Raw genomic sequence first — 23,245 nt, 5'->3', positions numbered from 1 at the left:
CGCATTGCAATGGTTTCGAAGGGTGGCAATTTTTTGTCCAGACAGAATCCGGGTTTTCCACATGCGCCGTGGAAAGCGATGGGAACTAGGTGTGGACAAGTAGTTGTGAGCATTGCACCGCAGGCGTTTCGAAGCGTGGTGAAAATTTGTCCACGCTGCACGATCGAGGCAGGTAGCGCCGAGCCCGCGCTCTGCTCACGCCCATCGCAGCCGTGCATCGGCTCGGCGCTGCATCAGGTTCGCCGGTTTTCCACACCCAACGTGGAAAGCGATGGGAGTTTGCTGTGGACAAGTACCGGCGAACGTCACACCGCAAGCGTTTCGCAGCGTGGTGTTTTTTTGTCCATTACCGGAAACGCGAACGCCCCGCACAGAGCGGGGCGTCCGGGGTCGATCCGATGCCGCTGGATCAGACGTTGAAGCGGAAGTGCAGGATGTCGCCTTCCTGCACGCGGTATTCCTTGCCTTCCAGGCGCAGGCGACCGGCTTCCTTGGCGCCGGCTTCGCCCTTGTACTTGATGAAGTCGTCATACGCGATGGTTTCGGCGCGGATGAAGCCCTTCTCGAAGTCGGTGTGGATGACGGCGGCAGCCTGCGGGGCGGTGGCGCCCTTGCGTACGGTCCACGCGCGGACTTCCTTCACGCCAGCGGTGAAGTAGGTCTGCAGGCCGAGCAGGCTGTAGGCCGCGTTGATCACGCGGTTCAGGCCCGGCTCGCTCAGGCCCAGATCGGCCAGGAAGGTGTCGCGGTCTTCGTCGTCAAGCTGGGACAGCTCTTCCTCGATCGCGGCCGACACCGGCACCACCTGCGCGCCCTCGGCGGCGGCGTGCGCGCGCACGGCTTCCAGGTGCGGGTTGTTCTCGAAGCCGTCTTCCAGCACGTTGGCGATGTACATCACCGGCTTCAGGGTCAGCAGGAACAGGTCGCGCACCAGCGCCTTCTCTTCCTCGTCCAGGCCCACCGAACGACCGGCCTTGCCGTCCGACAGCGCAGCCTGCAGCTTGGCCAGGACCGGCTTGCGCGCCGCTGCGTCCTTGTCGCCGCCCTTGGCCGCACGCTCGGCACGGTTCAGCGCCTTCTCGACACTGTCCAGGTCAGCCAGCGCCAGCTCGGTGTCGATGGTTTCGATGTCAGAGATCGGATCGACCTTGCCGGCCACGTGCACGATGTCGCCGTGCTCGAAGCAGCGCACCACGTGGGTGATCGCGTCGACTTCGCGGATGTGCGCCAGGAACTTGTTGCCCAGGCCTTCACCGCTGGCGGCACCGGCCACCAGGCCGGCGATGTCGACGAACTCGACCGCGGTCGGGATGACCTTCTGCGGATTGATGATGCCCGCCAGCTCGTTCAGGCGCGGGTCCGGCACCGGCACGATGCCGACGTTCGGCTCGATGGTGCAGAACGGGAAGTTCGCCGCGGCGATACCCGCCTTGGTCAGCGCATTGAACAGGGTCGACTTGCCGACGTTGGGCAGGCCGACGATGCCGCATTTGATACCCATGGGTGACAGCTCTCTGGGGTGAAAGTGATTGGGGAAACAGCGGCCTGGGCGCTGCTTTTCCAATCATTCTCCGTACCGACCAACGGTCGGTACCTACCGGATTGGTTGGTTCCGTACCGACCAACGGTCGGTACCTAGCGGATTGGATGGTTCCACACCGACCAACGGTCGGTACCTACAGCTTATTTCGGGGTGTGCAGCCGCTTCATCGCTTCGCTGAAATCGCCCTGCACTGCCAGCGGCATCACGTCGATCGCATCGTCGATGGCGCGTGTGATCAGCACGTCATCGTCCTTCGACGGACGGCCAAGCACCCAACCCACCACGCGGTCCTTGTGGCCGGGATGGCCGATGCCCACGCGCAGGCGATGGAACTTGCCGTGGCCGAGCAGGCGGATGGTGTCGCGCAGGCCGTTCTGGCCGCCGTGGCCACCGTCGAACTTCAGCCGCGCCACGCCGGGCGCCAGGTCCAGTTCGTCGTGTGCGAGCAGGGTTTCTTCCGGTTCGATCTTCCAGAACCGCTGTGCGGCGGTGACCGACTTGCCGCTGAGGTTCATGAAGGTGGCGGGCTTGAGCAGCCACACCGTCTGCCCGGCGATCTCGACCTTGGCGGTCTCACCGAACAGCTTGCTGTCCACATTCCATCGCGCACCGGCCTTCTCCGCCAGGGCCTCAACGAAATGAAACCCGGCATTGTGCCGGGTCCGGGCGTGTTCCGATCCGGGATTGCCCAGACCGACGATCAGTCGCAGTCCTGCCATGGTTCCTTCCAGTACGGTGCCTGCCCGGAGGCAGGCACCGTAACGGTATTACTCGGCGGCAGCCGCTTCTTCGTCAGCCTCGTCGGCCTTGCCGGCCTTGGCGGTGACGATGGCGTCGTCGTGGTCCTTGCCCAGCGCCAGGGCCGGGATTTCCACGCCCTTCGGCAGCTTGATGTCGGACAGGTACACCACGTCACCGGCCTTCAGCTCGCCCAGGTCGACTTCGATCGACTCCGGCAGGTCCTTCGGCAGGCAGGTGATGGTCACTTCCTTCAGTTCGTGGGTGACCACGACGTCGGCAGCCTTGCCGGCCGGCGAGGTGTCTTCGTTGACGAAGTGCAGCGGGACCGAAGCGGTCAGGGCTTCGTTCTCGTTCACGCGCTGGAAGTCCAGGTGCATGATCAGCTGCTTGTACGGGTGGCGCTGCATGTCACGCAGCAGGACCTTCTGCACCTGGCCATCCAGGTTCAGGTCCAGGATCGAGGCATAGAACCACTCGTTCTGCTGGGCCAGCCAGATTTCGTTGTGGTCCAGGCTGATGGCGACCGGCTCGGCGTTGCCGCCGTACACGATGGCCGGGATCACACCGGCGTGACGCAGGCGGCGGCTCGCACCCTTACGCTGCAGTTCACGCTTGGTGACCTTGATTTCATGGGTCTTCGACATTTTCGACTACTCAGGTTGTTGCCGCGCCCTGCGGCGTGGCGGTTGAAGATGCTTCCGCGACCAGAAGCATCCGGGTATGCCCCCGCCGTTGCCGGCAGGGGCGAAGAACTCAGTCGACGTACAGCGAGCTGACCGACTCGCCGAAGGCGATGCGGCGCATCGTTTCGGCCAGCATTTCCGCCACGCTCAGCTGGCGGATCTTGCTGCACACCCGCGCCGCGTCCTTCAGCGGGATGGTGTCGGTCACCACCAGCTCGTCGAGCTGGGAATTGGTGATGTTGTCCACCGCCGGGCCCGACAGCACCGCGTGGGTGCAGTAGGCGGCGACCTTGAGCGCACCGCGCGCCTTCAGGGCAGCAGCAGCAGCGCACAGGGTGCCGGCGGTGTCGACGATGTCATCGACCATCACGCAGGTCTTGCCTTCGACGTCACCGATGATGTTCATCACGGTGGAGACGTTGGCGCGCGGGCGGCGCTTGTCGATGATAGCCAGGTCGGCGTCATCCAGGCGCTTGGCCACCGCACGGGCGCGGACCACGCCGCCCACGTCCGGCGACACAACAATCAGGTTCTCGGTGCCGTAGGCACGCCAGATGTCGGCCAGCAGCAGCGGGGACGCATACACGTTGTCCACCGGAATATCGAAGAAGCCCTGGATCTGGTCGGCGTGCAGGTCGACGGTCAGCACGCGATCAGCGCCAGCGGTGCTGAACATCTTCGCCGCCAGCTTGGCGGTGATCGGCACGCGCGAGGAACGCATGCGGCGATCCTGCCGCGAGTAGCCGAAGTACGGCACCACGGCGGTCACGCTGGCCACCGATGCGCGCTTGAGCGCGTCGATCAGCACCAGCAGTTCCATCAGGTTTTCCGCGCTCGGCGCGCAGGTCGGCTGGATCACGAACACGTCCTGCTTGCGGACGTTCTCTTCGATTTCCACCTGCACTTCACCATCGGAGAAGTGCGAGACCAGCGCCTTGCCCGGGCGAACCCCCAGTTCCTTGCAGATGTTCTGCGCCAGACGTTTGTTGGCGTTGCCGGAAAAGACCAGCAGGTTCGGGGACTCTTGCATCATGATTGTCTCGGGCGGGGACGAGTGGCGGGGATCCGGAGTCGGCAAGGACCCCGATGGACCCTTGCTGCTGACAACACCGCGGTTGTTTCCACGTCCCGCGCGGGCGATGCGCTGGAAGGCGCGGACACAGCCGCTATTGGCAGGGGCGGTAGGATTCGAACCTACGAATGCCAGGATCAAAACCTGGTGCCTTGGGCCTCTTGGCGACGCCCCTGCATTGATAAATCAGTGTTGCTCGAGTGCATCCAGCAGTGGCGAACGCGCAACGCCCGCTGCCACCCTTGCCCGCAACTCCTTCGGCAACTTCGACCGTCCCTGCTCTGCGGCAGACTGCGATGCGAACTCGACGAAACAACCACTTCCCGAACCGGTCAGCCGCGCCGTGCCGATATCGCTCAACGCGGCGAACGCTGCCTCGACGGCAGGCTCACGGCGGCGCAGCACCGGTTCGAACGCGTTCCCGACCAGGGTCCCGGAAGCGAAGTCCTCTATTTTCGCCACTGGGCTGCCGCGCGTCAAATCCGGGTCTGCGAACAGAGCCGGGGTGGGAACATGAACACCCGGTTCAACCACCACATACCAGGCCGGCTCCAGCACGATCGGCTGCAGGCGCTCACCCACCCCTTCGGCCCAGGCATTGCGCCCGCGCACGAACACCGGCACGTCAGCGCCCAGGCGCAGTCCCAGCGCAGCAAGCGCGTCCTCGTCCAGACCGGCACGCCAGAGCCGGTTCAGCACCACCAGTACGGTGGCCGCGTCAGACGAACCGCCGCCAAAGCCACCACCTGCAGGAACGTGTTTTTCGACGATGATGTCTGCGCCTTGCACGATGTTGGCCGCATCTTTCAGAAGCCGCGCGGCGCGGACCGCCAGGTCATCCGCCTCGGCCACGCCAGCCAGCCCCTCGCCCTGCCGGCGCACCTGGCCGTCTTCGCGCAGGCGCAGACCGATGCGGTCGCCCCAGTCCAGCAGGCGGAACACGGTCTGCAGCTCGTGGTAGCCATCGGCACGGCGGCCGGTGATGTGCAGGAACAGGTTCAGCTTGGCCGGGGCCGGCCACCAGGACCAGCCCGTGTCATCGCGCCCGGCACTCATGGGGTGCCCTGCCCCCATTGGTCGACCAGCAGGCGCACCTTGGCGTCGCCATTGCCGGCCTCGATCCGGCGCGGCAGCGCCGGGCGCCCGGCCTCGGCCGGGTACCAGTCCAGGTACTGCACCTGCCAGCCCATCTGCTGCATGCGACGCGGCCGGCCTTCACCATCACGCTCGACCTTCTCCGGACCGGCAGCATCACCGGCCACCAGGCCACGAATCCACGCCGGCAGCTGGTTGACCGGGATGTCCCAGCCGGTCGCCTCCAGCAGCAGTTGCTGGGCGTCTTCGCCGTCACGCGGCCCGCCGGCCAGTCCTTCCAGCCGACCGGCTCCGGAATGGGTATCGCCGGTCAGCTTCCAGCTCTGCCGGGTCACCGGCGCGCTCAGCTCAACCACATAGCGGCGTCCTTCCTGCTTCCAGTCGATGCGTCCGCTGCCGCCGTCCTTGCCCTTGCTGACCGCGACCCGGCCCTGGAAAGTCCAGTCCGGCTGTGCCTGCAGCGCGGCCACGCGCGCCGCCTCGGCCTGCGCCGCCTCGGCCGAAACAACCTCGACCACCGCCGGCGCCGGGATCTTCTGCGTGCCCACGCTGGTACAGGCGGTCAGCGCCAGGGCCGCAGTTGCCAACAGCAGCGGCCGGATCAGGGAAACACTCATGGATTGAATTTCTCGCGGGCGCGCAGCAGCGCGCGGTTTTCAGGGTCGAGCTTGGCCGCTTCGTCGAAGAAATGGCGGGCCTCGTCATGCTTGCCCAGCACCCACAACACTTCGCCGACATGGGCGGCGATCTCGGGGTCCTTGGCCAGGGTCCAGGCACGGCGCAGCTGCACCAGTGCTTCTTCCTTGCGGCCCAGGCGATACAGCACCCAGCCATAGCTGTCGACGATGGCAGCGTTGTCCGGTTCGGCCACGCGGGCGCGGTCGATCAGCTCCAGCGCTTCCTGCAGGCGACCGGTGCGATCGGCCAGGGTGTAACCCAGCGCGTTCAATGCCGGCACGTTCTCCGGGTCGGTCACCAGGATCTTGCGGAGGTCGGCCTCGGCGCGCGGGATGTCGTCGCGGCGTTCCCAGGTGAGCGCACGGGCGTACAGCAGGCCGTTGTCATCCGGGTAGGCGGCCAGGCCGCGGGCCAGTGCATCCAGCTCCCCGGCACTGTCGTCAGCACGCTGGCGCAGTTCGGCTTCCAGCAGGTAGGCATCGCGGCGCACATCGTCGTCGACCACCGCATCGGACTGGATCGCGTGCACTTCATCCAAAGCCTGCGGCAGGCGCCCGGCCAGAGCCTGGGCGTTGGCCGCGCGCAGGCGCGCCTCGCTCAGTTCATCGCCACCGGGCACGCTGTGGTACCACTGCACCGCCTCGGGATAACGCTTCAGGTATTCGGCGATCTTGCCCAGCAGCAGGCGCTGCGCCGGGTCCGGCTTGGCCGCCTGCCGCGACAGTTCGTTGTAGAGGTTGGACAGCGCGGCCTTGTCGCCCTGCTTGGCCAACAGCGAGGCGCGCATGCCCCAGGTCTGCACGTCCTGCGGGCCGAACGCCAGCACGCGCTCGGCGGCGGCTGGCTGGCCGAGGCTGTCATAGGCAATGGCCACTGCATTGCGCAGTTCCGGGTCCTGGCGGGTCTTCGGCTCCACATCGTGCAGCAGCGACAGCGCCTTGCCGGTCTCCCCGGCCTGCTGCAGCTGGCTGGCGCGCAGCAGCGCCACACGCGGTTCTTCGGGGAAGCGCTTGACCACTTCGTCGATCATGCGCCGCGCCAGCTCGGGCTTGTCCATGCGCAGGGCAAGGCGTCCGAACTCCTGCCACGCCTCGATCTTCGGCGGAATGGCGTTGGCGTCGACCAGCTCGCCCAGCACCTGCGCCGGCACTGCCGGGTCGCGGCCGCCGCCGATCAGGGCGGCCAGGGCGAACTTCCAGCCACGTTCATCCGGGTCGGCCAGCAAGGCCTGCAGATCGCCACGCGCTGCCTTCACATCGCCCTGGCGCATGGCCAGCGCGGCAGCGGCACTGCGCATGGTCAACGAGCTCGGCGCGCGCTGCTGCCAAAGGGCCAGGCCCTTGGCGGCGCTGGCGTCATCGTTGGCGAGCATGGAAATGCGGGTCGCGCGCTCGGCCAGGCCGGCGTCGCCGCCGGTCTGCTGGGCGGCCTGCAGGTACCAGCGGGCGGCCTCGGCCAGCTTGCCAGCCTGCAGCGCGAACTCACCGGCCATCACCGGTTCCAGCGCCAGTTCCTCAGTGGCCGGGGCCCGAACGGGGGCCTTGGCCGGCACCGCCGCCAGGGCCTGGCTGCAGGCCAGGGACAGCAGCAGAACACTGGGGATGCGAATCAATGCGGGCATCGTCGGCATCGGGGCCTTAAAATGTCGTCCAATGGCCAGCAGCTTATCGCAAGCAACTGAACAATGACCCTGTGGGTGCTCGGACTGAATCACCAGACCGCACCGGTGGAGCTGCGCGAGCGCGCGGCCTTCGCCGGTGAGGCGTTGCCGCGCGCGCTCGGTTCGCTGCGCGACACTCCGCAGATCGCCGAGGCGGTGCTGCTGTCCACCTGCAACCGCACCGAGCTGTATGCCGTGGCCGATTCGGCACAGGCACTGGACCAGTGGCTGCAGGCCCAGGCCGGCGACCTGCAGGGCTACCTGTACCAGCATGCCGATGCAGAAGCCGTACGCCACCTGTTCCGGGTCGCCACCGGCCTGGACTCGATGGTGCTGGGCGAACCGCAGATCCTCGGCCAGGTGAAGGACGCATGGTCGACCGCGCGTGACCACGGCCTGCTCGGCCAGCGCCTGGACCGCCTGTTCCAGCAGACCTTCTCGGTGGCCAAGCGTGCGCGCACCGATACCCAGGTCGGCGCCAACCCGGTATCGGTGGCGTCGGCGGCGGTGCGCCTGGCGCAGAACGCGTTCGCGCGGCTGGACGATTCCACCGTGCTGCTGGTCGGTGCCGGCGAGACCATCGAACTGGCTGCACGGCACCTGAGCGAAGGCAAGGTGCGCCGGCTGCTGATCGCCAACCGCACCCTCGCCCACGCGCAGGAACTTGCCAGCCGCCATGGTGGCGTAGCCCTGCCGCTGACCGAACTGGACCGCCACCTGGGCGAGGCCGACGTGGTGTTCTCGGCCACCGCTGCGCGCGAACCGGTGATCCACCGCGAGATGGTGGCCAAGGCCCTGCGCGCGCGCCGGCACAAGCCGATGCTGCTGTTCGACCTGGCCGTGCCGCGTGACATCGAGGCGGAGGTCGGCACGCTCAACGACGCCTTCCTCTACACCGTCGACGACCTGGAGCGCGCGGTGGAAGACAACCGCCGCGGACGCCGCGAGGCGGCCGCCGAGGCCGAGGCGATCATCGACCTTCAGGTATCGCGTTTTATCGAGACCCAGCAGGCCAGCGCCCACCAGGCGCCGCTACGACAGCTGCGTGCGTTCGGCGAGGCCACCCGCACTGAACTGCTGGAACGCGCGCGCCAGCAGCTGGCCAACGGCAAGCCGGCCGACGAAGTGCTGGAACTACTGGCCCACGGCCTGACCAATCGATTGCTGCATCCTCCTACCGCTGCCCTGCGCGCTGCCGCACTGAGCGGCGATGCCGACCTGACCCGCGCCGCCGAGCGCCTGTTCCCGGCTACGCCGGGTTACCGCCACCCACCCGTGAGACCCGATGACGCCGACCCTGCGCCGTAAGCTGGAAGCGCTGGCCGAGCGCCGCGAAGAACTGGAACGCCTGCTCGCCGAACCCGACGTGGTCGCCGACAACACCCGTTTCCGCGACCTTTCGCGCGAATTCGCCCAACTTGAACCGATCGCCATCGCCCTGGCCGATGAATCCCGTGCCAAGGCTGATCTGGCCGCTGCGGAAGGCATGCGCGCCGATCCCGACCTGCGCGAACTGGCCGACGAGGAAATCGCCGCCGCGCAGGCGCGCCTGCTGGAACTGGAGCAGGAACTGGCGCTGCTGCTGGTACCGCGCGACCCGCGCGACGAAGGCAACCTGTTCCTGGAAGTGCGCGCGGGTACCGGCGGCGATGAAGCGGCGATCTTTGCCGGCGACCTGTTCCGCATGTACGCCCGCTATGCCGAGCGCCAGGGCTGGAAGGTCGAGATCGAATCGGACAATCCCGGCGAGCACGGTGGCTACAAGGAAGTGGTGGCACGGGTGGTCGGCCGTGGTGCGTTCTCGCGCCTGAAGTTCGAATCGGGCACGCACCGTGTGCAGCGCGTGCCGGCCACCGAATCGCAGGGCCGCATCCATACCTCGGCGGCCACCGTGGCGATCATCCCGGAGGCCGACGAAGTCGATGACATCGTCATCAACCCGGCCGACCTGAAGGTGGATACGTTCCGCTCCTCCGGCGCCGGTGGCCAGCACGTCAACAAGACCGAGTCGGCGATCCGCATCACCCACGTACCGACCGGCGTGGTGGTGGAATGCCAGACCGAACGCAGCCAGCACGCCAACCGCGACAAGGCGATGAAGCGCCTGAAAGCGCAGCTGCTCGACGCCGAGCGCCAACGCCAGGACGCGGCGCAGGCTGAGTCGAGGCGCCTGCAGGTCGGCAGTGGTGATCGCAGCCAGCGCATCCGCACCTACAACTTCCCGCAGGGGCGCATCACCGATCACCGCGTGGAGGGCCTGACCCTGTACGACCTGCCCAACATCCTGGCCGGCGACCTCGATCCGCTGCTGCAGCGGCTCAGCCACGAACACCAGGTCGACGCCCTGGCCCAGCTGTCGGCAGGCTGAGCACGATGTCGGCCTGGCAGCAGCGACAGCAACTGCAGCAAGCGATCGCCCGCCAGCCCGACGACTTCGTCGCCTGGGTGATGCTGGCCGACGTGGAACTGGAAGCCGGTGACATCGCTGCCGGCGAACAGGCCGCGCGACGTGCGCTGCAGCTGCGCCCGAATCACCCCGAAGCGCTGGCACGGCTGGGCCGCGTGGCGTGGATGGCCGGTGCACATGGCGATGCGGCCAAGCTGCTCGGCCAGGCCTCGGCATTGGCACCGCAGCATCCCGGCATTGCGCTGTGGCTGGGCCATGCACTGGAAGATGCCGATGATGCCGAAGGCGCGTCGGCGGCCTATCGACGCGCGCATGGGCTGATGCCGGCCGAGCCGTACATCGCCGCCCAGCGCCTGGCCTGGCAGCGTCGCCTGTGCGATTGGCAGGACCTGGACACGCTGGCGGCACAGGTGCGCGCCGCCGTTGCCAGCGGCCAGGGCGTGGTCGAGCCGTTCGCCTTCCTCAGCGAGGACGCCAGCGCTGCCGAACAGTTGGCCTGCGCGCACACCCGTGCGCTGGCCGTGGCTGCCTCGGTGCGGCCATTGCCGCCGGCAACGGTGCGCCCGCACGGCCCGCTGCGCGTCGGCTTCCTCTCCAATGGGTTCGGCGCACATCCGACCGGATTGCTGACCGTGGCGCTGTTCGAGCAGCTGCGTCGCGACCCCGCACTGCAACTGCATCTGTTCGCGCTGAGCCGCGACGACGGCAGCCGCATTCGCCAGCGCCTGCAGGCAGCGGCGCAGCTGCATGATGTGGCTGGCCTGCGACACACCGATACCGCCGCACGCATCCGCGCACAGGGCATCGACCTGCTGTTCGACCTGCGCGGCTGGGGCGGTGGCGGCACGCCGGAAGTGTTGGCGATGCGCCCTGCCCCGCTGCAATTGAACTGGCTGGCCTATCCGGGCACGTCGGGGGCGCCGTGGATGGACGCGGTGGTCGGCGATGCCTTCGCCCTGCCGCCGGCACTGGAGCCGTGCTACAGCGAACGCGTGCTGCGCCTGCCACGAGCCTTCCAGCCGTCAGACAGTACGCGCGTGCTGGAGCCTGCGCCGACCCGTGCGGACTGCGGCCTGCCCGCGCAGGGCGTGGTGTTCTGCTGTTTCAACAACAGCTACAAGCTCAACCCGCGCAGCATGGGCCGTGCCTTCGCAGTGCTGCAGGCAGTGCCCGGCAGCGTACTGTGGCTGCTGTCCGGACCGGGCCAGGCCGACGCCCGCCTGCGCACTGCCGCGCAGGCTGCCGGCCTGGACCCGGCGCGCCTGGTGTTCATGGCCAAGCTGCCGCATCCGCAGTACCTGGCCCGTTACCCGCTGGCCGACCTGTTCCTCGACACCCATCCGTACAACGCGCACACCACCGCGTCCGACGCACTATGGGCCGGCTGCCCGGTGCTGACCTGCCCGGGTGACACCTTCGCCGCGCGCGTGGCCGGCAGCCTCAACCACCATCTGGGAATGGCACGGATGAATGTCGCCGACGATGCGGCGTTCATCACCACCGCCAGCGCGCTGGGCAACGACCCTGCAGCACTGGTGGCGTTGCGCGCTGAACTGGCACAGGCGCGCGAGCGCAGCGGGCTGTTCGACATGGGCGGGTTTGCCCGCGATCTGTCGGCGTTGGTGCAGCAGCTGGCGCGCGAACACGGCTGGCTGGGAACAACCGAACCGACTGGGTAATGTCGGCTGAGTAATGTCGGCTGGGTAATGTCGATTGGATGACGTCGACTGGGTAGAGTCGACTGCTGGTCGACTGCCCTCGGCAGGAAGCCGAAAACCCCGCGCTGCGCGCGATAGTCGACTGACCGTCGACTCTACCGGCGTCGACATCGCCTGGGCAGCCCCTGCGCTACGCTCGGGCTTCCTCCCCGCGTGGTGTGACGATGGCCAAGCTCAAGCGCAAGGACTACGACGAACTGCTGCTGCCGCTGCAGCTGGAACTGACCGCCATGGCGCGCTGGGTGCAGCACAGCGGACAGCGCCTGCTGGTGCTGTTCGAAGGCCGTGATACCGCAGGTAAAGGCGGCGCGATCCAGGCCATCAGCCAGCACCTCAACCCGCGCCAGTGCCGGGTGGTGGCGCTGCCCAAGCCCACCGACCGCGAAGCCACGCAGTGGTACTTCCAGCGCTACGCCTCGCACTTGCCCGCCGCTGGCGAGATCGTGCTGATGGACCGCAGCTGGTACAACCGCGCAGGCGTCGAACGGGTGATGGGCTACTGCAGCGAGACCGAGTACCAGCAGTTCCTGCGCCAGGCGCCGGTGTTCGAACAGCTGCTGGTGGACGACGGCATCCTGCTGTTCAAGTACTGGCTGTGCGTGGACCAGGAGCAGCAGGAGAAGCGCTTCGCCGAGCGCCATCTCGATCCGCTGAAGGGCTGGAAGCTCTCTCCGGTGGACCTGAAATCCCGCAGCAAGTACAGCGCCTACACCGAGGCGCGCGAGGCGATGCTGCGCGCGACCCATCGCGAGGCGGCACCGTGGACACTGGTGGATTTCAACGACCAGCGGCTGGGCCGGCTGACGCTGGTGCGCAACCTGCTGGACCGGTTGCCGGACACGCGCGTGGATGCGCCGTTGCCGGAGCTGCCGAAGCTGAAGGGCAAGCTGCATCGCGAGCACTACGATGTGCTGAAGCCGATCGAGGACTTCCCGGTCGAGGATTAGGGTGGGTCGGCAGGGCCTGCGGCCCTGCACCTGCAGAGGCAACGACAACAGCCGGCTCTGGGAGTTTTGCTTGTTGGCTGGGGTGGTGTGGGTTGGCAGGACACGCCGTAAACCCATCCATGGGGGCTCGATGGCGCCATCCATGGCGCCAACGGTCCTGCCAACCCACACCGCCCCATCCCCGACGGATTTCCGGTGACGGAGGTAGATCCACGCCATGCGTGGATGAATCTCCATTGAAATCGATTATTTCGACAATTGAACGAAGAGCATCCACGCATGGCGTGGATCTACCAGACATGAGGAATCTGTCAGAGGTGGGGCGGTACCGGAGTGCGGGGTGTCAGCCGCATGGATGCGGCTGCCAAGCCTACAGGGACGTACTTGCAGCGTCCCCGCACTCCGACACCGCCCCGCCATCCCACGGATAGCCCGCTGTTGCTGTTGCTTTTGCTGTTGCTGGGGTTGCCGGCCAGCGGCCGGCACTACCGCGGGTGCAGGGCCGCAGGCCCTGCCGCCCAACCCCATTACTTGGCAGCAGCGATCTGCTTTTCGATGTCGGCGGCCGTCACCGGGCCGAGGAAGGTGTGCGCCAGCTTGCCCTGTGGATCCAGCAGGTGCGTCAGCGGCAGGCCGCGCGGCGTGGCGAAATCGGCCGGCGGATCGAACGGGTCCACGATCACGATCGGATAGGTCACCGGATGCTTGGTCAGGAACGACTGCATTTCCGGCACTTCGATGTCCTCGTAGGCCAGGCCGACCACTTCGATGTTGCTGCGCATCGCATGCAGCGCCGACAGCTCGGGCATCTCCTTGCGGCACGGGGCACACCAGGTCGCCCAGAAGTTCACCACCACCCACTTGCCGCGGTGCGCGGCCAGGTCGTAGTCGCTGCCATCCACCGCCTTCATCTTCAGCGTCGGGAACTCGGCGGTGGTGCGCTCGGCCGGGGTTTCCTCGACCGGTGCCGGTGCGGTCGGCGTCGGTGCCTGCGCCGGCGGTTGGCTGCTGGCCGGCGTCGGCTCCTGGGCCGGCTTGCAGGCCGACAGCGCCAGCAGCAGGGCCAGCGGGAGCAGCAACGGGGTCTTGCGGGTCATGGCATGTCTCCAGAGTCGGTATAGATATCGCTGACCTTGCGCTTCAGGCGTTCACGCAGGGGCAGTCGCAGATCATCCAGCGCCGCCAATGCGGCACGGCCCAGGCTGTCGTCGCGGTACGGCAGGTGCTGCTCGGCTACCGGAATGCGCAACTGGGTACATTCGTAAAGATCGGCCAGGCTCACCTGGTCCAGGTCGCGCGAGAGCAGCCATTCGCCACGTTCATCGCGGCGCAGCAGGCCGATCTCCTGCAGGTTGCAGGCCAGGTCCTGCAGCAGCGAATCGGTCAGCATCGGCTCCAGCCGCAGGATTTCATCGTCGGCCAGGCCCTTGCCCTTGGCACGGGCGTGGTGGAAGCGGCCGAGCAGGCGCAGCAGGCCATAGAACTCGTAGCCCTGCGGCAGGCGCAGTTCCACCGGCTGGTAGCGGAAGGCCGCCATCGACGAAGACAACGATGCGCCCAGCAGCACCGCCACCCAGCACAGGTAGATCCACAGCAGCAGGATCGGCACGAAGGCCACCGTGCCATAGAGCTTCTGGTAGGACTGGAAGCTGCCCAGGTAGGCGCCGATGCCCCACTTCACCAGCTCCAGGATCACCGCGGCCAGGATCGCGCCAGGCACTGCATGCCGCCACTTCACCGTGTGGTGCGGCACCACCCGGAACATCAGCGTGATGCAGACGAACTCGATCAGGATCGGCGCCAGCCGCAGTGCCAGTTCGGCCAGCCAGCGGCCCTCCTGGGTGCCGAACAGCGGCATCGCGAACACCCGCGCCGACACCGCCAGCGAAGCCGCCGCGAGCATCGCGCCCAGCGTCAGTACAGTCCAGTACACCAGGAAGCGGGTCAGCTTGGGCCGGGTCGAGCCGACCCGCCAGATCTGGTTGAAGGTTTCTTCAACACTGTTGAGCGTGATCAGCAGCGACACCACCAGCGCGATGAAGCCGGCGGCGGTGAGCTGGCCGGCACTGGCCGAGAACTGCCGCAGGTAGCCCTCGGCCGCGCGCGCGGCGTTGGGAACGAAGTTGGAGAAGACGTAATCGCTGAGCTGGTCGCTCCAGCGGTCGAAGACGGGGAAGGCCGACAGCACGCCGAACACCACGATCGCCAGCGGTACCAGCGCGAACACCGTGGTGTAGGCCAGCGCCGCCGCTGCCTGGAACAGGCGGTCGTCGAGGAAGCGATGCCACAGGAAGCGGCCGAAACTGATGGCCCGTGCGCGATCCCGCGCGCGCTCCATCCACAGGTTGAGCGTATCCAAAGGTTCCATCGGTGGAAGGGTACCCGATGCGGAATGCTGGCAGGATAGCCATACTGGCGACCACACGACGAGGAGAAGCGGGCACGATGGGCGAGATTCTGGTGCTGTACTACAGCCGGGGCGGTTCGGTGGCACGGCTGGCGCGCCAGATCGCGCGGGGCATCGGCGAAGTGCCGGGCATGAGCGCGCGCCTGCGCACGGTGCCGCCAGTGGCCGCCGTGACCCAGACCGCGCAGCCGCCGGTACCCGACGACGGCGCCCCCTACGTGAGCGTGCAGGACCTGGTGGAATGCCAGGGCCTGCTGCTCGGCAGCCCCACCCGCTTCGGCAACATGGCCGCGCCGGTCAAGCACTTCCTGGATGGACTGGGCGCCGAATGGGTCAATGGCACCCTGTCCGGCAAGCCGGCCGGCGTGTTCACCTCCACCGCCTCGATGCACGGCGGCCAGGAATCGACCCTGCTGTCGATGCAGGTGCCGCTGCTGCACCACGGCTGCGTGATCGTCGGCATCCCGTTCACCGAACCGGCGTTGAGCCACACCACCAGTGGCGGCACGCCCTATGGCGCCAGCCACGTGGCCGGTGCCGCCGATGACCCGCAGCCGACCGACGACGAGGCCGTGCTGGCCCGCGCGCTGGGCCGCCGGGTGGCCGACATCGCGCAGCGGTTGGCCCGATGAGCCGCCCGCCGCGCACGGTCCTGCTGCTGGCCCTGATGGGGCTGGCCGCGCTGTTCGCAGGCTGGTTCATCAATGACAAGCACTGGCTGGCCACCCAGCTGGTGTTCACCGCGCCGCCGCTGGCGCTGGCCTTTGCGCTGCGCCTGGGCTGGCGCAAGGCCGGGTTCTGGGCCTCGGTGCTGGCGCTGGGCTGGTTCAGCCACGGCGTGATGAGCGCCTGGAGCCACCCGGAAACACGCTGGCTGGCGCTGATCGAAATCGCCCTGGCCCTGCTGGTGATCTTCAGCGCCAGCCTGCCGGGGCTGCGCGCCCGCTTCGGCAAGCGACGCTGACGCTGCGCCCGCCGGGCCGTATCATCTGTGTCCCTGGCCCCGCGCCGCTGTACCTGTCCTGGTTTCGCGCATGCACATGATGGAAGAGCTCCTGGTCGTCACCACCGGTGGCACGATCGACAAGATCTACTTCGACGACAAGTCGGACTACCAGATCGGCGACCCCCAGATCGGCATGATCCTGCGCGAGCTGGGCGTGACGTTCCGCTTCAACGTGATTCCGATCCTGCGCAAGGATTCGCTGCACATCAACGATGAAGACCGCGAACTGATCCGCGCCACCATCGCCGCGCAGCCGACCCGCCACGTGCTGGTGACCCACGGCACCGACTCGATGGTGCAGACCGGCAAGGTGCTGGCGACGATCCCGGACAAGACCATCGTGATGACCGGCGCGCTCAGCCCGGCGCGGTTCCGTGGGTCGGATGCGGAGTTCAACATCGGCTGCGCGATCGGTGCGGTGCAGTCGCTGCCGAGCGGCGTATACATCGCCATGAACGGTCGTATCTTCGATCCGCAGCACGTGCGCAAGAACGTGGCCGCCAACCGCTTCGAGTCGGTCTGAGGAACAGCGTGCCGACCAAGGTCGGCACGCACCAAAGCGCTGCCCTTGCAAGGCCGGTGCCTACCCAAAGAAAAACGCCCCGGCCTGAGCCGGGGCGTGCCCATGGAGAGGGGCTTGGGCTCAGTACTGGGCGTTGAGGGCCAGGCCCGAGAAGGTGCTGTAGGCCTTCACCCGCACATACCAGGTGCCGGCGGCAGGACTGTTGATGGTGCAGGTCTCGCTGTTGCCGCTCAGGTACGGACGGCAGGTGTAGGTGGTATCGGTCGGGGCACTGCCCTGGCGCACATACAGGTCGGCATCACCGCTGCCGCCACTGATCGCGACGCGCAGCTGGGTGCTGCCGGCCGGAACAGCCACGGTGTAGTTCAGCTCGGCACCGGTCGCAGCGCCCAGGCCGGTCACCGGCACGTTGTTCTGCAGCACGTTGCCACCCGGGTTCGGGTTGCCGCCACCGTTGATCGCCGCGGCCACGGCGGCATTGGCGTCGATGATGCCGGCGCCGCAACCACCCGAGCAGGCGCCCGGCAGCGGGCGTGCCGTGCTCTTGATGATGCTCTCGACCTGCGCCGGGCTCAGCGGGCTCGGAGCGACCGACTGCATCAGCGCGACCACGCCGGCCACGTGCGGCGCTGCCATCGAGGTGCCGTTGTACGACGCGTAGGTCGCGCTGCCCGGCGTGGTGGTGCCGGTGTTGAGGGTGGACAGGATGCTCTGGCCCGGTGCCGAAATGTCGATGCCGGTACCGTAGTTGGAGAAGCTGGCACGTGCACCGGCTGAGGTGGTCGCCGCCACCGCGATCACGTTCGGGCAGTTGGCCGGCACCGACGAGGACACGTTGGTGTTGCTGTTGCCGGCGGCGACCACCACGGTGGTGCCACGGCCGACCGCGCCGTTGATCGCGTTCTGGTAGGTGGTCGAGCAGCTGCCACCGCCGCCCAGCGAGAGGTTGATGACTTCGGCCGGATTGGCGTTGGCCGGTACGCCGCTGACGGTGCCACCGGACGCCCACACGATCGCATCGGCGATGTCGGAGGTGTAGCCGCCGCACTTGCCGAGCACGCGCACCGGCACGACCTTGGCATTGAACGCGGTACCTGCCACACCGGTACTGTTGTTGGTCACCGCCGCCACGGTGCCGGCAACGTGGGTGCCGTGCCAGCTGGAGTTGGAGGCCGGGATGCCCGAGCCACACTCGTTGGCGCCGTACCAGTCGCCTTCGTCGTTCGGATTGTTGTCGCGGCCGCCGCCATCACGCGCCATCGCGGCGTCGCTGATGAAGTCATAGCCCGGCAGGATGTTGGCGTTGAGATCGGCATGGTTGGTGATGCCGGTATCGATCACGGCCACCACCACGCCGGTGCCGGTGGCCTTGTCCCAGGCCGGCCGGATGTTGATGCCGGCATTGGAGGTGCCGAAGCCCCATTGCTCGCTGAAGCGGGTGTCGTTCGGGGTCAGCGTCGCGCGCATGATCTGGTCGACTTCGACGTATTCCACGTTCGGGTCGGCGGCCAGCTTGCGCATCAGCAGTTCGGATTCGGCCTGGTCGAGCGGACGGTCGGTCTTGACCAGGGTCGGGCCGACGGCCAGCTTGCGGACCTGCTGCAGGCCCAGCGCGCGGCCCTGGCTGCTGGCCAGGCCGGCGGCGGCCGTCTTCAGCGACGAAGCCAGCGCAGTAGTGTTGGCCACGGCGGCGCTGCCGTCGCGGTACTTGACGATGAAGCGCTGGTGCGTCGGCGCGGACTGCAGGCCGCTGAGCTGGACATCACCGGCCAGCGCAGGCGTGGCCAGCAGCAGCGATGACAGAACGGACGCACCAAGGACCACCCACACTCGACGCACACGCGGTTGCGTTACCTGGGACATCGTATTTCCCTTTCTTGTGGTGTGAATGCCGGAATCGGCAGAAGCACCGGCCCGAACCCGGGGCTGGCTTGCATTGGCGAGGTTCGAAGTCCGGTGAGTCAGCGGATCCCCCTAACGATCCGCCGTGCACATGACGCTAATGGCCGAAACCGGACACCACAAGATTTTCAGCGTCTTTTCAGCAAGATGAAATGTTCGTTCTGAGACTTTTCGGGTCGAGGGTTTGTGAAGGTGAAGGAACTTTCTCGTGTCCTGCACAGACCTGACTGGGCCGTCACGTGTCCTGGAATGACTATGCCGACATCGGCGTTCGCTGCTGACCCCAACGACCGCGCAGCGTGCCCGCAGTGCGCCTGCCCGTCGCGTCGGACGCACTGACTACTTTGCCTGCGGAACGCTCGCTGGCCGGATGCGCTGCCCTTTGACCGGCTCGCCGCGTGCAACCGGCTGGCCATCGGCCACGTAGCCGGAGAACTGTGCCGGCAACGCTTCGCCGACACCGAACACGGGCCCGTCCTGCAGCTGGTAGTGCAGGTGCGGTTCGGAGGAGTTTCCGCTGTTGCCACAGTCACCGAGGTGCGCGCCGCTGCGGACAACCTGTCCCTGGGCGACCCGCACACTGCCCTGGCGCAAGTGCGCCAGCACCGAGTACTCCTCATTGCCGTGATCGAGGATGACGCGATTGCCGGTGAGCTGAGCAGCATTCATCTGCCCCGGCACGTTGTCGGCGATCCCTTCGACCACGTCCACCACCGTGCCGTCGGCCGGCGCGAGGATCGGGCGGCCGAAGCAGTAGTAGTCATCGTTGCGCAGCCCATCGCCACGGTGCGAGCGGCCATCGCGTACCACCAGCAGATCCAGCGCGAAGCGCTGGCCGGCATGGGCCGCATGGTAGTTCTGTTCGACAGTACGCCCGCCCCAGAACACGAAGTATTCATCGTCGAACGGCAGTTGCAGCCGTGTGCGGGTCTGGTAGTCGAGGAACCCGCTCGCCGCAGCCTGCGGCGGCGTGGTCTGTAGCGGGCGGATGTAGAAGCCGCCGATCCGCCCGTCGGCATCGATGGCCCACAGCACCTGGATGATGGCCGGGCTCCTGGCGAAGCGCGCCTGCCGCAGATAGGTGTCGAATCCATCAACCTTCTCGACCTTCTCACTGACCAGCTCGGTTTCTGCGCCCCAGCCAGCGAGCACCTGCTCGCGCAGCGCCACCAGGTTCTGCGGGGACTTCAGCCCCGCCTGCATCTGCGGCGTCATCCGTTCCCACAGGGCGTCGACGTGCGCTTCGTAGAACTGCGTGGTCAGCGTGGCTCCCTGTTGGCGCGGATCTGCGGCCGCGGCCACGCCGGTGAGGGCAGAGAAGGAAACAACCAGAACTGCAAACAGGCGCGGAAGCAATGTCATGTCAGGCGTCCTTTCGATCCGGATCGGGAATGCCGGCAACGATCGCTGCCAGCTGCGTGCGGTACTCGGCCAGGGCAGTACGGCCCATCGGCGTCAACTGCAGGGTGGTCAGTGGGCGCTTGCCACGGAACGACTTATTGATGGCGACCAACCCTGCCGCTTCAAGCTTGCTCAGATGGCTGGAGAGATTGCCCTTGCTCAACCCGCTGAGATGCTCGACAAATCCGAACTCGGCGGATTCAGCACCTGCCAGGATCGACAGGATCAGCAGGCGTGCCGGCTCGTGGATCAAGCGGTCGAGCTGAAGCAACGCTCTGGAATCAGGCAGCTGGGTCATTCGAGGTTCGTCCGCGCCGCCATGAACGCGCGCATCTCCACCTGCAGCCGCTGGAAGCGCTGGTGGTCACGCCAGCCGACCACGATCAGTGCGACGGATGCCAGCGGAAACACGGCCGTGCTCAGGCCGAAGCCATACGCCTGCCCGGTGAAGGCCAGCGCGGCCTGGCACAACAGGAACACACCTACGATGAACTCCAGCGGCGTACGCAGCCAGCGCCACACCACCCAGGGCAGCAGCGCCACCACGGCCAGGTAGCCAATGGCGCGCAGGTCCCAGGGAAGTTGGCCGATCGGCGCCAGCCGGGCCAGCACGCTGCCGATCACCAGCACGCTTACCAGCGCCGTGAAGGCGATGAAAAAGCGCTGGAAATTGCGTTCGACCGGCGTGACCTGCTCCTCGACCTGGCCCAGCCGCTGGTAATAACGGCGTGCCAGCCATTGCTTGCCGACGATCCACAGCACCGGCACGGCAATCAGCACGATGCGCAGCGCCAGGGTGGTCGGCAACAGGGCGCCGGCAAGGAACGAGGCCAGGCAGGCGATGCCGCCAGCCATCGCCGACAGGCCCCCGGCACTTCGCGAGTACCGCGAGTATTCACGGGTCAGCGCCTGCAGGCGCGAGGAAGGATCAATGACGGACGGCTGCTGCATGACACGCTCCATCGGGGTCGCTTGAATTTAGTTTGCATTGCAAACCTATTTGCGTCAAGCAATCGCCTACTGCGGTCTGGCGTCCGGCCCCACAACGCAGAAAGCCCGTCACGGGGGACGGGCTTTCCGGAAGCGCAGTCGAGCGTGGCTCGACGCTACAGTTCAGCGTGGGCGGTCAGCCCAGCTTGACCAGCCAGTTGTGGCGGTCCGGCAGGCGGCCGTACTGGATGTCGGTCAGTTCCTTGCGCAGCGACATGGTCACTTCGCCGGCCGGCGCGTTGATGTCGCCCACCGAGAAGCCCTCGCCCTTCAGCTGGCCGATCGGGGTAACCACCGCCGCGGTGCCGCAGGCGAACACTTCGCTGATCGCGCCGGAGGCCACGCCGTCCTTCCACTCGTCGATGCTGACCTTGCGCTCTTCGACCTTCATGCCACGGTCTCGGGCCAGCTGCAGGATGCTCTCGCGGGTGATGCCTTCGAGGATGCTGCCCGACAGTTCCGGGGTCACCAGGGTGCCGTCCTTGTAGACCAGGAACACGTTCATGCCACCCAGTTCTTCCAGGTACTTGCCTTCGACCGGGTCGAGGAACAGCACCTGCGAGCAGCCCTGTGCCTGCGCCTTCTGCTGCGGCAGCAGCGAGGCAGCATAGTTGCCACCGCACTTGGCGGCACCGGTGCCGCCCTTGGCCGCACGCGCGTATTCGGTGGACAGCCAGATCGACACCGGGGCAACGCCCTTGGCGAAGTACGGGCCGGCCGGGCTGGCGATGACGTAGTAGCCGGCCTTGTGCGCGCCGCGCACGCCGAGGAAGGCTTCGTCGCCGATCATGAACGGACGGAAGTACAGGCTGGACTCATCGGCCGACGGCACCCAGTCACTGTCGACGGCGATCAGCTGCTTCAGCGATTCGACGAAGATCTCCACCGGCAGTTCCGGCAGCGCCAGGCGCTGCGCCGAACGCTGCAGGCGACGGCCGTTGGCATCCGGACGGAAAGTCCAGATCGAGCCATCGGCATGGCGGTAGGCCTTGATGCCTTCGAAGATTTCCTGGCCGTAGTGCAGCACGGCCGCGGCCGGATCCAGCTGCAACGGGCCGTAGGCACGCACGTTGGCGTTGTGCCAGCCGGCATCCTTGTCCCAGCGCACTTCCACCATGTGATCGGTGAAGTGCAGGCCGAAGCCCGGCTTCTCCAGGATCTTGGCGCGCTCTTCAGCGCTGCGAGGGTGGTCCGAACGGGTAACGGCGAAGCTGGGGATGGACTGGGACACCGGAGGATTCCTGTTCTGGTTGCGGGTAGTGCCGGGCCCGCGTCACTGCGGGCCCTGGGTCAAAGCATGCCGGTCTCGAGCCGGGCCGCCTCGGACATCATGTGCTGGTTCCACGGCGGGTCGAACACCAGGTCGACGTCGGCCTCGGCCACCGTCGGGATCATTTCAAGCTTGCTGCGCACGTCGTCGACCAGGATGTCGCCCATCCCACAGCCCGGTGCGGTCAGGGTCATCTTCACGTCGATCTCGCGCTGGCCTTCGTCCAGGTGCTTGATCTCGACCTCGTAGACCAGGCCCAGTTCGACGATGTTCACCGGAATTTCCGGGTCGAAGCAGGTGCGCAGCTGCTGCCACACCAGCTGTTCCACCTGTTCATCAGTGGCGTCGGCCGGCAGTTCCAGCGGTGCCGGTGCCTCCTTGCCGATGGCGTCGCCGTCCTTGCCGGCGATGCGGAACAGGTTGCCCTCGACGAACACCGAATAACTGCCGCCCAGCGCCTGGGTGATGTACCCATAGCTGCCGGCGGGCAGGGTCACGGTATCGCCCTGCGGGACCATCACGGCCTCGCAATCGCGCTCGAAGTGGACAGGTTCGCTGCTACGGGAATACATGGGGACCGATATGGGGCCGTGGCCGGGGCCACGCAAGACGGCATTCTAGCCCAGCCGCTCCGGCACCGCCGGTGCACCGCCGCAAACCACAGTATCCTGTGGGTGATCTTCAGGGAGCTTCGATGTCCTCCAATGCCGCGCGTGCCAGGACCGTGACCTGGCTCTGGCCCATCATGCTGTTGCTGGGCCTGGTTGTTGCTCCCCTTGCCTGGATGGTGCTGGCGCTGATGACCGGCCGGCAGGTCGGCTGGATGGCGGTACTGACCGCCCTGGAACTGGTGTTCATGCTGCGCATGGGTACGCTCGGCCCGGGCCGGCTGCGCATCGTGCTGGTCGTGGTGGGCACCCTGCTGGTGGCCGCCGTGGCCAACTGGACCATCGCCAGCGCCTGGATGGGCGGCTCGATCGGGCTGGACCTGTGGGACGCCACGATGCGGATGGGCCCGCACCTGGCCTGGACCCTGATCACCCTGGCCAATGGCGCGGTGGAGTGGCTGTGGCTGGCGCTGGGCCTGGCCGTGGGCGCCTGGCTGGCGCGCTGAGCGCGCCGGTTGCCACGCCCGCCGGGGATATGCAGGTAGATCCACGCATGCGTGGATGGGATGGTAGTGCCGGCCGCTGGCCGGCAAA

Annotated in this window: 23 protein-coding genes and 1 tRNA gene; 8 read left to right on the top strand and 16 right to left on the bottom strand. The window is 67.1% G+C overall.

Annotated features, from left to right (window positions below):
- Positions 1-409 precede the first annotated feature (409 nt).
- The 8 genes from ychF to AC5P99_RS13700 form a co-directional block, all read right to left on the bottom strand.
- Positions 410-1,501, bottom strand: a complete 1,092-nt coding sequence (gene ychF / locus AC5P99_RS13735; protein ID WP_005408193.1) for a redox-regulated ATPase YchF — start codon at positions 1,499-1,501, stop codon at positions 410-412.
- A 182-nt stretch (positions 1,502-1,683) separates the two neighbouring features.
- Positions 1,684-2,262, bottom strand: coding sequence for an aminoacyl-tRNA hydrolase (gene pth / locus AC5P99_RS13730; protein ID WP_049450172.1), 579 nt, complete (start codon positions 2,260-2,262; stop codon positions 1,684-1,686).
- Positions 2,263-2,310: 48 nt separating this feature from the next.
- The gene (locus AC5P99_RS13725; protein WP_005408191.1) at positions 2,311-2,928 is read right to left on the bottom strand and encodes a 50S ribosomal protein L25/general stress protein Ctc; all 618 of its coding nucleotides are present in this window, start codon (positions 2,926-2,928) and stop codon (positions 2,311-2,313) included.
- Between the two features lie 109 nt (positions 2,929-3,037).
- Positions 3,038-3,997: a ribose-phosphate diphosphokinase gene (locus tag AC5P99_RS13720; RefSeq protein ID WP_005415400.1), complete on the bottom strand. Its 960-nt coding sequence runs from the start codon at positions 3,995-3,997 to the stop codon at positions 3,038-3,040.
- A 140-nt stretch (positions 3,998-4,137) separates the two neighbouring features.
- Positions 4,138-4,214, bottom strand: a tRNA-Gln gene (locus AC5P99_RS13715).
- A gap of 11 nt (positions 4,215-4,225) precedes the next feature.
- Positions 4,226-5,095: a 4-(cytidine 5'-diphospho)-2-C-methyl-D-erythritol kinase gene (gene ispE, locus AC5P99_RS13710; RefSeq protein WP_005408190.1), complete on the bottom strand. Its 870-nt coding sequence runs from the start codon at positions 5,093-5,095 to the stop codon at positions 4,226-4,228.
- Positions 5,092-5,751 carry a lipoprotein insertase outer membrane protein LolB gene (gene lolB / locus AC5P99_RS13705; RefSeq protein WP_495213244.1) on the bottom strand — a complete coding sequence of 220 codons (660 nt, stop codon included), beginning with the start codon at positions 5,749-5,751 and terminating at the stop codon, positions 5,092-5,094. The genes ispE and lolB overlap by 4 nt, the downstream gene beginning before the upstream one ends.
- Positions 5,748-7,433 carry a tetratricopeptide repeat protein gene (locus AC5P99_RS13700; protein WP_171039713.1) on the bottom strand — a complete coding sequence of 562 codons (1,686 nt, stop codon included), beginning with the start codon at positions 7,431-7,433 and terminating at the stop codon, positions 5,748-5,750. The genes lolB and AC5P99_RS13700 overlap by 4 nt, the downstream gene beginning before the upstream one ends.
- Positions 7,434-7,496: 63 nt before the next feature.
- On the opposite strand from AC5P99_RS13700, the gene hemA reads away from it, so the two are divergent.
- The 4 genes from hemA to ppk2 all read left to right on the top strand — a co-directional run bounded on the left by hemA (position 7,497) and on the right by ppk2 (position 12,544).
- Positions 7,497-8,780, top strand: a complete 1,284-nt coding sequence (hemA, locus tag AC5P99_RS13695; protein WP_005408187.1) for a glutamyl-tRNA reductase — start codon at positions 7,497-7,499, stop codon at positions 8,778-8,780.
- Positions 8,758-9,840, top strand: a complete 1,083-nt coding sequence (gene prfA, locus AC5P99_RS13690) for a peptide chain release factor 1 (protein WP_005412330.1) — start codon at positions 8,758-8,760, stop codon at positions 9,838-9,840. The genes hemA and prfA overlap by 23 nt, the downstream gene beginning before the upstream one ends.
- A gap of 5 nt (positions 9,841-9,845) precedes the next feature.
- Positions 9,846-11,558: an O-linked N-acetylglucosamine transferase, SPINDLY family protein gene (locus tag AC5P99_RS13685; RefSeq protein WP_495213243.1), complete on the top strand. Its 1,713-nt coding sequence runs from the start codon at positions 9,846-9,848 to the stop codon at positions 11,556-11,558.
- A gap of 203 nt (positions 11,559-11,761) precedes the next feature.
- Complete coding sequence (gene ppk2 / locus AC5P99_RS13680; RefSeq protein WP_005408184.1) at positions 11,762-12,544, top strand: polyphosphate kinase 2; 783 nt, start codon at positions 11,762-11,764, stop codon at positions 12,542-12,544.
- Between the two features lie 527 nt (positions 12,545-13,071).
- Here ppk2 and AC5P99_RS13675 read toward each other — a convergent pair.
- Both AC5P99_RS13675 and AC5P99_RS13670 read right to left on the bottom strand, forming a co-directional pair.
- A complete protein-coding gene (locus AC5P99_RS13675; RefSeq protein ID WP_005408183.1) occupies positions 13,072-13,641 on the bottom strand; it encodes a TlpA family protein disulfide reductase in 570 nt (189 codons plus the stop codon).
- Positions 13,638-14,912: a YihY family inner membrane protein gene (locus AC5P99_RS13670; protein ID WP_005408182.1), complete on the bottom strand. Its 1,275-nt coding sequence runs from the start codon at positions 14,910-14,912 to the stop codon at positions 13,638-13,640. The genes AC5P99_RS13675 and AC5P99_RS13670 overlap by 4 nt, the downstream gene beginning before the upstream one ends.
- Before the next feature lie 77 nt (positions 14,913-14,989).
- Here AC5P99_RS13670 and wrbA point away from each other — a divergent pair, with 77 nt between their 5' ends.
- From wrbA to AC5P99_RS13655, 3 genes are all read left to right on the top strand, one after another.
- Positions 14,990-15,583, top strand: coding sequence for an NAD(P)H:quinone oxidoreductase (gene wrbA / locus AC5P99_RS13665; RefSeq protein ID WP_005408181.1), 594 nt, complete (start codon positions 14,990-14,992; stop codon positions 15,581-15,583).
- Positions 15,580-15,915: a DUF2069 domain-containing protein gene (locus AC5P99_RS13660; RefSeq protein ID WP_005408180.1), complete on the top strand. Its 336-nt coding sequence runs from the start codon at positions 15,580-15,582 to the stop codon at positions 15,913-15,915. The genes wrbA and AC5P99_RS13660 overlap by 4 nt, the downstream gene beginning before the upstream one ends.
- Positions 15,916-15,994: 79 nt before the next feature.
- Positions 15,995-16,480 carry an asparaginase domain-containing protein gene (locus AC5P99_RS13655; RefSeq protein WP_010481766.1) on the top strand — a complete coding sequence of 162 codons (486 nt, stop codon included), beginning with the start codon at positions 15,995-15,997 and terminating at the stop codon, positions 16,478-16,480.
- A 120-nt stretch (positions 16,481-16,600) separates the two neighbouring features.
- Here the strand turns inward: AC5P99_RS13655 and AC5P99_RS13650 are convergent, their stop codons facing one another.
- From AC5P99_RS13650 to sufT, 6 genes are all read right to left on the bottom strand, one after another.
- Positions 16,601-18,343 carry a S8 family peptidase gene (locus AC5P99_RS13650; protein WP_108270699.1) on the bottom strand — a complete coding sequence of 581 codons (1,743 nt, stop codon included), beginning with the start codon at positions 18,341-18,343 and terminating at the stop codon, positions 16,601-16,603.
- Between the two features lie 378 nt (positions 18,344-18,721).
- Positions 18,722-19,744 carry a M23 family metallopeptidase gene (locus AC5P99_RS13645; protein ID WP_495213242.1) on the bottom strand — a complete coding sequence of 341 codons (1,023 nt, stop codon included), beginning with the start codon at positions 19,742-19,744 and terminating at the stop codon, positions 18,722-18,724.
- Between the two features lies 1 nt (position 19,745).
- Positions 19,746-20,081 carry a transcriptional regulator gene (locus tag AC5P99_RS13640; protein ID WP_024957746.1) on the bottom strand — a complete coding sequence of 112 codons (336 nt, stop codon included), beginning with the start codon at positions 20,079-20,081 and terminating at the stop codon, positions 19,746-19,748.
- On the bottom strand, positions 20,078-20,734 hold the full coding sequence (locus AC5P99_RS13635) for a hypothetical protein (protein WP_049450157.1): 657 nt from the start codon (positions 20,732-20,734) through the stop codon (positions 20,078-20,080). Before AC5P99_RS13635 ends, AC5P99_RS13640 begins: the two co-directional genes overlap by 4 nt.
- A 175-nt stretch (positions 20,735-20,909) precedes the next feature.
- Entirely contained in the window at positions 20,910-22,004 is a 1,095-nt protein-coding gene (locus AC5P99_RS13630) for a branched-chain amino acid aminotransferase (protein ID WP_005412326.1), read from the bottom strand.
- Between the two features lie 59 nt (positions 22,005-22,063).
- Positions 22,064-22,615, bottom strand: a complete 552-nt coding sequence (gene sufT / locus AC5P99_RS13625; RefSeq protein WP_012479222.1) for a putative Fe-S cluster assembly protein SufT — start codon at positions 22,613-22,615, stop codon at positions 22,064-22,066.
- A gap of 122 nt (positions 22,616-22,737) precedes the next feature.
- On the opposite strand from sufT, the gene AC5P99_RS13620 reads away from it, so the two are divergent.
- Positions 22,738-23,157 carry a hypothetical protein gene (locus tag AC5P99_RS13620; RefSeq protein WP_024957742.1) on the top strand — a complete coding sequence of 140 codons (420 nt, stop codon included), beginning with the start codon at positions 22,738-22,740 and terminating at the stop codon, positions 23,155-23,157.
- The last annotated feature ends 88 nt before the right edge of the window (positions 23,158-23,245 follow it).

The organism is Stenotrophomonas sp. YJH_SMC_80 (genome assembly GCF_059372495.1).
This window is presented reverse-complemented; position numbering and strand designations above follow the sequence as displayed.